A 6,905-nucleotide genomic window follows, 5' to 3' on the forward strand; every position below is an offset into this window, starting at 1 on the left:
TTTGATGTGTGAATCCTCAACCTTCTGCTTAAGTCCCTCTATAACCTTCTCAGTCGTCTCATATCCCATATCAGCCATGATAAATGTCTCTTCAAGATTCTCATAGAAATCATCATCTATATGGGATGCACCGAATACATCTGTAAAGCTTTCTACTATATTATCTCTTGTCTTTGCAAGACCAGCCTTAAGTCTCGCAAAAAATCCTTTTTCTCTTTTCCTCTGCCATGACATACCTCCTGTTTAATATCTTCTATTGTTATTTATCCAGATCGTTCTCAATAAGGTTGACTGATACGAGGGTAGATACACCCTTCTCCTGCATGGTTATACCGTACAGGATATCAGCAGCCTCCATGGTTCCTTTTCTGTGTGATATAACTATGAACTGCGTATCCTTTGTAAGCCTGTTGAGATACTGTGCAAATCTTCTTACATTCGAGTCGTCAAGAGCCGCCTCTATCTCGTCCAGCAGACAGAAAGGTGATGGCTTCAGACTCTGAATTGCAAATAACAGTGCTATGGCGGTGAGGGACTTCTCTCCACCTGACAACTGCATCATATTCTGGAGCTTCTTTCCAGGTGGCTGTGCTATGATCCTGATACCTGTTTCAAGAAGATCCTCGGTATCAACCAGCTCAAGTGCACCACGTCCACCACCGAACAGCTCCTTGAATACCTTGTCGAACATGACCTGTATCTCCTTGAACTTCTCGGCAAACTGCTCCTGCATTGATTTTTCAAGCTCCGCAATTATATTTACAAGGTTGGTCTCCGCACTGACTATATCGTCATGCTGTCCCTTGAGAAATTCGTATCTCTCAGAGACTTCCTTGTAGTCATCTATGGCATTGACGTTGACATCTCCAAGGGATTTGATCTTGGCCTTTACTGCAACGATCTCCTTCTTTAGTGCCGGCAGTTCAGGAAGATTATCGTCCTTGAGTTCCTGGGCACTGCTGTATGTAAGCTCATACTCCTCCCACATATAGTTGCTGAGTTCGTCTGCTTTCTCAGTGTTCTTCTCGATTATCGATGTGAGCTTGTATGAGTCCTTCTCGAGTCCTGCAATCTTTTCGGAAAGTTCTTCTCGTCTGGCAAAGAATTCCTTGTGGCTCTGCTGTAATTCCTCTCTCTTGACTGAGAATTCGTTTACCTTGTCCTCGTTGTCAGCGATACTTCCGGTTCTGCTTGCGATATCTGTCTTTATAGCAGCTATCCTGTCTTCCAGCTCTGTGATCTCACTGAATGATGACTCCACGCGGCTTGTAAAGCCCTCAAGTTCTTCCTTGTATTTTTCGATATCCATATTTATTCTTCGGATATTTTCTACAATGAAGTCCTCTTTCTGCTTGACGGAATTAAACTTAATCATAAGCTCAGATACCCTTGCATTTGCAGCGGTGAGCTTATCCTTGTTCTCCTGTCCCTGTCCCTCAAGTTCTTCCACTCTTGCCTCAGCTTCAAGCCTCATGGCTTCATGCTTTTTGTTGTTGTCGGCAAGAGAATTCTTATTGTTGTTTATCTCCGTTATCTGATTATTGAGCTCTGCTACCTCTTTCTCGATCGAGACAAATACTCTTTCAGATTCGGCAAGCTTTTCTTTGACCTGTTCAATACTCATGGTCAGAGTATTCTTTTTCAGATATGCCTGCTGCAGTTCGGAGTTGTATTTGTCTATATCCTGTCTGAGCTGATCTCTTGAAGTCTTAAGTTGTGCGTCGAGAGCCGCAGCCTTTGACGCTGTTGATTTCAGGTTATCGATCTGCTCCTTGAGTTCATCCAGCTCCCTCTTCCTTCCGAGAAGGTTACTGGAATTCCTGAATGCACCTCCGGTCATTGATCCGCCCGGATTTATCAGTTCTCCCTCTATGGTGACAAGTCTGAGCGACTGATTGTTCTTACGCGCTACCGCCAGGGCATTATCGATATTGTCGACAACTATGATCCTGCCTAAAAGGTTCTTTACCAGCGTGTTGAATTTGGAATCGACCTCAACAAGATCTGATGCAACTCCTATGACTCCTTTTTCCCTGAGCACATCATTTCTGACGGAACCGCGGTCTGTTATGGTGTTAAGCGGAAGAAATGTTGCACGTCCGAGTCTGTTGGTCTTCAGATATGAGATCATTCTCTTGGCAGTGGCATCGTCCTCAGTGACAATGTTCTGTATACTTCCGCCAAGGGCAGTCTCCACAGCGACCTCGTACTTCTGATTTACCGTGATTATGTCCGCAACAACGCCTATTATGCCCGGATTCCACTGCTTCTGTTCCATGACTCGTCTGATACTGTTGCCGTATCCGTCGTATCTCTCAGTTATATTTCTGAGAGCCTCCATCTTGGACTCTGTTGCCGAAAGCTTCTCGTTGGTGTTGTGGATCAGCTCACGGTTAGTTTTGTTTCTATTCTGATTCTGGGCAAGCTGATCGGTTGCACTGTCCAATCCAGCGAGAATGACCTTTACTCCCGCCTCAAGTTCGGCAAGCTGTGATGACAGTGACTCATATTCCTTCTTGTCCCCGGCATCGTCGCTCTTAAACTGCAGAAGTCTCTGGTTGAGCTGTGTCTTTCTAAAGTTGATATTCTCCAGCATGGCGTCATATCTTCCGACCTTTGCCTGGAGATTACCGCTCTCATGCATATATTCTATGATGTCAGCCTTGCAGCTCTCAATCTCCTGCTGGCAGGCCTCTATGTAGGAGGTCATGTCGGAGCTTTCCTTCTGGGCTGTTTTAAGTGCCTGTTCAACTTCTGAGATAGAGTCATCCAGTTCATCTTTCTGGGATGTGTAATCTGCGAGTTCTTTCTCGCCGGACTCGATCTGGCTGTTGATTCGGTCTATCTGATCATGTATGTTCTGATCGTTCATTTTGAGTGTGATTATCTGCTGGTTGATAACATTTATCTCACCTTCAGCACGCTCTTTTGCAAGCCTGTTCTCATGAATCTCGTTTTTAGATGACTCAATTATGGAATTGAGCTGCTCTATAGCAGTCTCTATCTGGTCGTATTCTTCCTTTGTCTGTTCATACGCCTGCTTGCTCTCATCTATATCATCGTTTACGATAGTGAGCCTGTTCTGATCTTCCTCGAGAGCTGTTTTAAGTTTCTCTGTCTCAAGAAGGAATGCATTCACATCGAGTTTTTTTAATTCACTTTTTAAATGCCAGATATTTCCTTGCGGTCTCAGACTGCTCCTTGAGTGGTCCGACCTGTTTTTCAAGCTCCTTGAGAATGTCGTTGACACGGCTGAGATTGTCCCTCTCTGCTTCAAGTGATTTCTCCGCAGCAGCCTTGTTCTTCTTGAACTTTACGATCCCGGCAGCCTCGTCAAAAAGCTCTCGTCTCTCCTCAGGTTTACCATTGAGGATCTTCTCGATCTGGCCCTGTCCGATGATTGAATAACCCTCCTTACCGATACCAGTGTCAAAGAAGAGAGAATATACATCCTTCAGTCTGCTGACAGTACCGTTAATCAGATATTCAGACTCTCCTGATCTGTATACTCGTCTTGCAACTGTGACTTCATTATAATCTATAGGAAGGCTGTGATCGCTGTTGTCAAGAGTTATGGCAACATATGCGGAGCCCTGCGGCTTTCTGAGCTGTGTTCCCGAGAAAATGACATCCTCCATCTTGGAACCACGGAGACTCTTGGCACTCTGTTCACCCAGAACCCATCTCACTGCATCCGCTACATTGCTCTTACCCGAACCATTAGGTCCAACGATACAGGTTATTCCGTGATTGAATTTGAATACTATCTTGTTTGCAAATGACTTGAAGCCATTTACCTCTATACTCTTTAAATACATAAATTAATCCTGCTTTTTTCTTAATTGTAACAATGTTTTGTATGCAGCCATCTGTTCGGAGTTCTTTCTGTTTGAACCCTCACCTCTGGCTGTAGCCTGGCCATCTATCAAGGCATCCGATACAAATATCTTGTTATGTTCAGGCCCCTTCTCCTCTATGAGCTCATACTTTAATTCTTTTCCATTCTTCTGGCAGAATTCCTGAAGGGTTGACTTTGCATCGTAGAACAATGATTTTGTCTCAACGTCATCCAGCAGGAACTGATGGACAAACTTCTTGGCGACATCCATTCCACCATCAAGATACATCGCACCGAGAACGGATTCAAAGAGATCACACAGAATGGATTTCCTTGTCCTTCCGCCTGTCTGGGCTTCACCCTTGCTAAGAAGGACAAATTTGCCATATCCAAGACTCTCGGATATCTGTGAAAGAGTAAATTCGCATACGAGACTTGCCCTCAGCTTTGTGAGTTTTCCCTCCTCATATTCTCTCTTCTTGCGGAAGAGATAGTCACTCACAATATACTCAAGGATGGCATCCCCGAGAAACTCAAGTCTCTCATATGACTCAGTTTTATTAACCTTAAGCTCATTTGCAAATGACGTGTGTGTCAGAGCCGTTATCAGAAGTCTTATATCCTTGAATTCGTATCCTATTCTTTTTTCAAGCTCACCATAATCCTTCTTCATTATGCCTGCTCCTCACTCAGCTTTTCAGCAATCTTGGCGTTTACTCCGGTCTCACTGAAGTTGATGCACTGGAATATTGCACTCTTAACTTCTTCGTTGTGTGAGTTGCCGTGGATCTTTACCACGAGTCCCTTAAGTCCAAGAAGAGGTGCTCCACCCTTTGTCTTGGCGTTGAATCTCTCCTTAAGCTCTCCGAGGGAATCCTTTATAAGTGCACCGCCGATCTTTGACTTGAATGAAGACATGACCGCTTTCTTGATCTCTCCAAGCAGCATTTTTGCAAGTCCCTCGTACAGCTTGAGGATAACATTTCCCACAAATGCTTCACATACGATGACATCTGCAGCACCATTTGGAATCTCACGAGCTTCTATACTTCCAACAAAATTGATGTCCTTACATTCCTTGAGCAGTGGGTATGTCTCCTTTACGAGGGCGTTACCCTTCTCCTCCTCGTCACCAATATTGACGATGGCTACTCTTGGCTTCTCGATCTTCTCGATGTTCTCCATATATATGGAACCCATCTTTGCAAACTGAAGCAGATGCTCAGGTCTCGCATCAACATTAGCACCGCAGTCAATAAGAAGCGAATATCCCTTGGTCGTAGGGATGAGTGGTGCCAGAGGTGATCTCTTCACACCTTTGGATCTTCCGACGATAAGCTGTCCTCCTGCAAGGATGGCTCCTGAGCTTCCGGCTGAGATTATTGCGTCAGCCTCTCCACTTTTTACCATATTCATTCCAACTGTAAGTGATGAGTCTTTCTTGCTTCTGATTGCCTGAACAGGTGCATCGTGACATGTGATCTCCTCAGTACAGTTCTTTATCTCTATCTTGGAGGTGTCATATGTGTATTTGGCAAGCTCACCATTTATGACAGCCTCTTTTCCAGTGAGAATTATATGAGCCTTTGCCCCTTCGTTCACAGCTTCTACAGCACCTCTTATGATCCACTCCGGTGCATAATCTCCGCCCATAGCATCTACTACAATTCTTGTATCGCCCATATCAAAACTCTCCTATCTTACGTGTATTATGGGATATCCCACCATATAATTATTTTTAGGTGCAAACGCACAAGGTCATTATATATTTCTGAATTGTCAAAGTCAAATATTTCAGTACAAATATACAAACCGCCATGTATATATGTGCACGAAAAAAGACCTTCCTTATTATAAAAATAAGAAAGGTCTTGTTTATTCTACTACTCAAATACCGAGTGAGAACTGGAAATTACTCAGCAACTGAGATAATCTCTTTCTTGTTGTATGAACCGCAGTTCTTACAAACTCTGTGTGGAACCATTAACTCGCCACACTTGCTGCACTTAACTAATGCTGGTGCAGACATCTTCCAGTTAGCTCTTCTCTTATCTCTTCTAGCCTTTGAGCTCTTATTCTTTGGACAAATTGACATTATTCACACCTCCTCAATTCTTTAAGATGTCATTAAAAACTGATAATCTCGGATCAGGAACAAAATCATCACAGTTACATGTACCATGATTCAGATTCGTTCCACACACCTTACAGAGTCCCTTGCAGTCATCCCTGCACAGAATCTGTATTGGAACTAAACCCATCAGTTCCTTTTTCAACAGTGCGTCCATATCGATATTACAGTCTTCAAAATAGCTTAACTCATCTATCTCATCTACCTTATCAGAATCCAAAACGGAAGTATCAATAACTGTGTCGATATCTATATGGAAAGTTCTTTCAAACTCCTCCAGACATCTGTCACACACAAGCTCCATGACAACATCAGTGCTTCCGGTAACCTTGACTCTGTTCTTGCCGTCATTCGACAGATTCAGTTGAAAATCATCTGCCTGTCCAATCCGGTAGTCCATTCCCTTAAACTGGAAACTATCAAAGTCTACATGTACTTCAACGCTTTTAGTCAATCCCTCAGTGGATAAAATCTCAGATAAATCAATTAACATAATATCTCCTAAAAATCGCACATCTGCTATTATACATATACAGATATTTATTGTCAGCAAAATATTGCAAAATTTTTATACAATTCCGTCAACTGAATCCTGTCGTTATACAGAAGACTTATTTTGTAACAAGCTCTACAGTCTCTCTTGCAATGGCAAGCTCTTCGTTTGTAGGAACTACCCATACCTGAACCTTTGAAGCGTCAGTGGATATCTTCTGCTCTTCGCCGCGGATCTCGTTCTTAGTCTCATCTATATCGATACCCATGAATGAAAGATCCATTGTTGATACTCTTCTTACATATGGATTGTTCTCTCCGATTCCTGCCGTAAACGCTATCGCATCAAGGCCTCCCATTGCGGCTGCATATGCTCCAATATATTTCTTGACACTGTAGCAGAATACATCGAGAGCAAGACGGCATCTGTCATTGCCATCCTTC

5 protein-coding genes and 2 pseudogenes are annotated in these 6,905 nt (G+C 43.4%); all 7 read right to left on the bottom strand.

The genetic code is table 11. From position 1 onward, the window contains the following. Positions 1 to 234 (bottom strand): signal recognition particle receptor subunit alpha (locus CCU_RS12765; RefSeq protein ID WP_208896259.1); only part of this gene is annotated, 234 nt, incomplete at its 3' end. Between the two features lie 25 nt (positions 235 to 259). After that, a pseudogene (smc, locus tag CCU_RS12770) lies at positions 260 to 3,818 on the bottom strand (chromosome segregation protein SMC). A 3-nt stretch (positions 3,819 to 3,821) separates the two neighbouring features. Then, positions 3,822 to 4,511 carry a ribonuclease III gene (gene rnc, locus CCU_RS12775; protein WP_015534951.1) on the bottom strand — a complete coding sequence of 230 codons (690 nt, stop codon included), beginning with the start codon at positions 4,509 to 4,511 and terminating at the stop codon, positions 3,822 to 3,824. Continuing rightward, entirely contained in the window at positions 4,511 to 5,521 is a 1,011-nt protein-coding gene (gene plsX, locus CCU_RS12780; protein ID WP_015534952.1) for a phosphate acyltransferase PlsX, read from the bottom strand. Before plsX ends, rnc begins: the two co-directional genes overlap by 1 nt. A 229-nt stretch (positions 5,522 to 5,750) precedes the next feature. Further along, positions 5,751 to 5,933, bottom strand: coding sequence for a 50S ribosomal protein L32 (rpmF, locus tag CCU_RS12785; protein WP_004850916.1), 183 nt, complete (start codon positions 5,931 to 5,933; stop codon positions 5,751 to 5,753). A 13-nt stretch (positions 5,934 to 5,946) separates the two neighbouring features. After that, the gene (locus tag CCU_RS12790) at positions 5,947 to 6,462 is read right to left on the bottom strand and encodes a YceD family protein (protein ID WP_015534953.1); all 516 of its coding nucleotides are present in this window, start codon (positions 6,460 to 6,462) and stop codon (positions 5,947 to 5,949) included. Between the two features lie 118 nt (positions 6,463 to 6,580). After that, positions 6,581 to 6,905 (bottom strand): annotated as a pseudogene (locus CCU_RS12795) (acetate kinase); the annotation flags it as partial.

It is taken from the genome of Coprococcus sp. ART55/1, assembly GCF_000210595.1.
Classification (GTDB): Bacteria; Bacillota; Clostridia; order Lachnospirales; family Lachnospiraceae; genus Coprococcus; species Coprococcus aceti.

Bases quoted from the DNA above. Each gene is read 5' to 3' on its own strand.
- rnc (WP_015534951.1), bottom strand. From the start codon at position 4,511: ATGAAGAAGGATTATGGTGAGCTTGAAAAAAGAATAGGATACGAATTC.
- plsX (WP_015534952.1), bottom strand. From the start codon at position 5,521: ATGGGCGATACAAGAATTGTAGTAGATGCTATGGGCGGAGATTATGCA.
- rpmF (WP_004850916.1), bottom strand. From the start codon at position 5,933: ATGTCAATTTGTCCAAAGAATAAGAGCTCAAAGGCTAGAAGAGATAAG.
- CCU_RS12790 (WP_015534953.1), bottom strand. From the start codon at position 6,462: ATGTTAATTGATTTATCTGAGATTTTATCCACTGAGGGATTGACTAAA.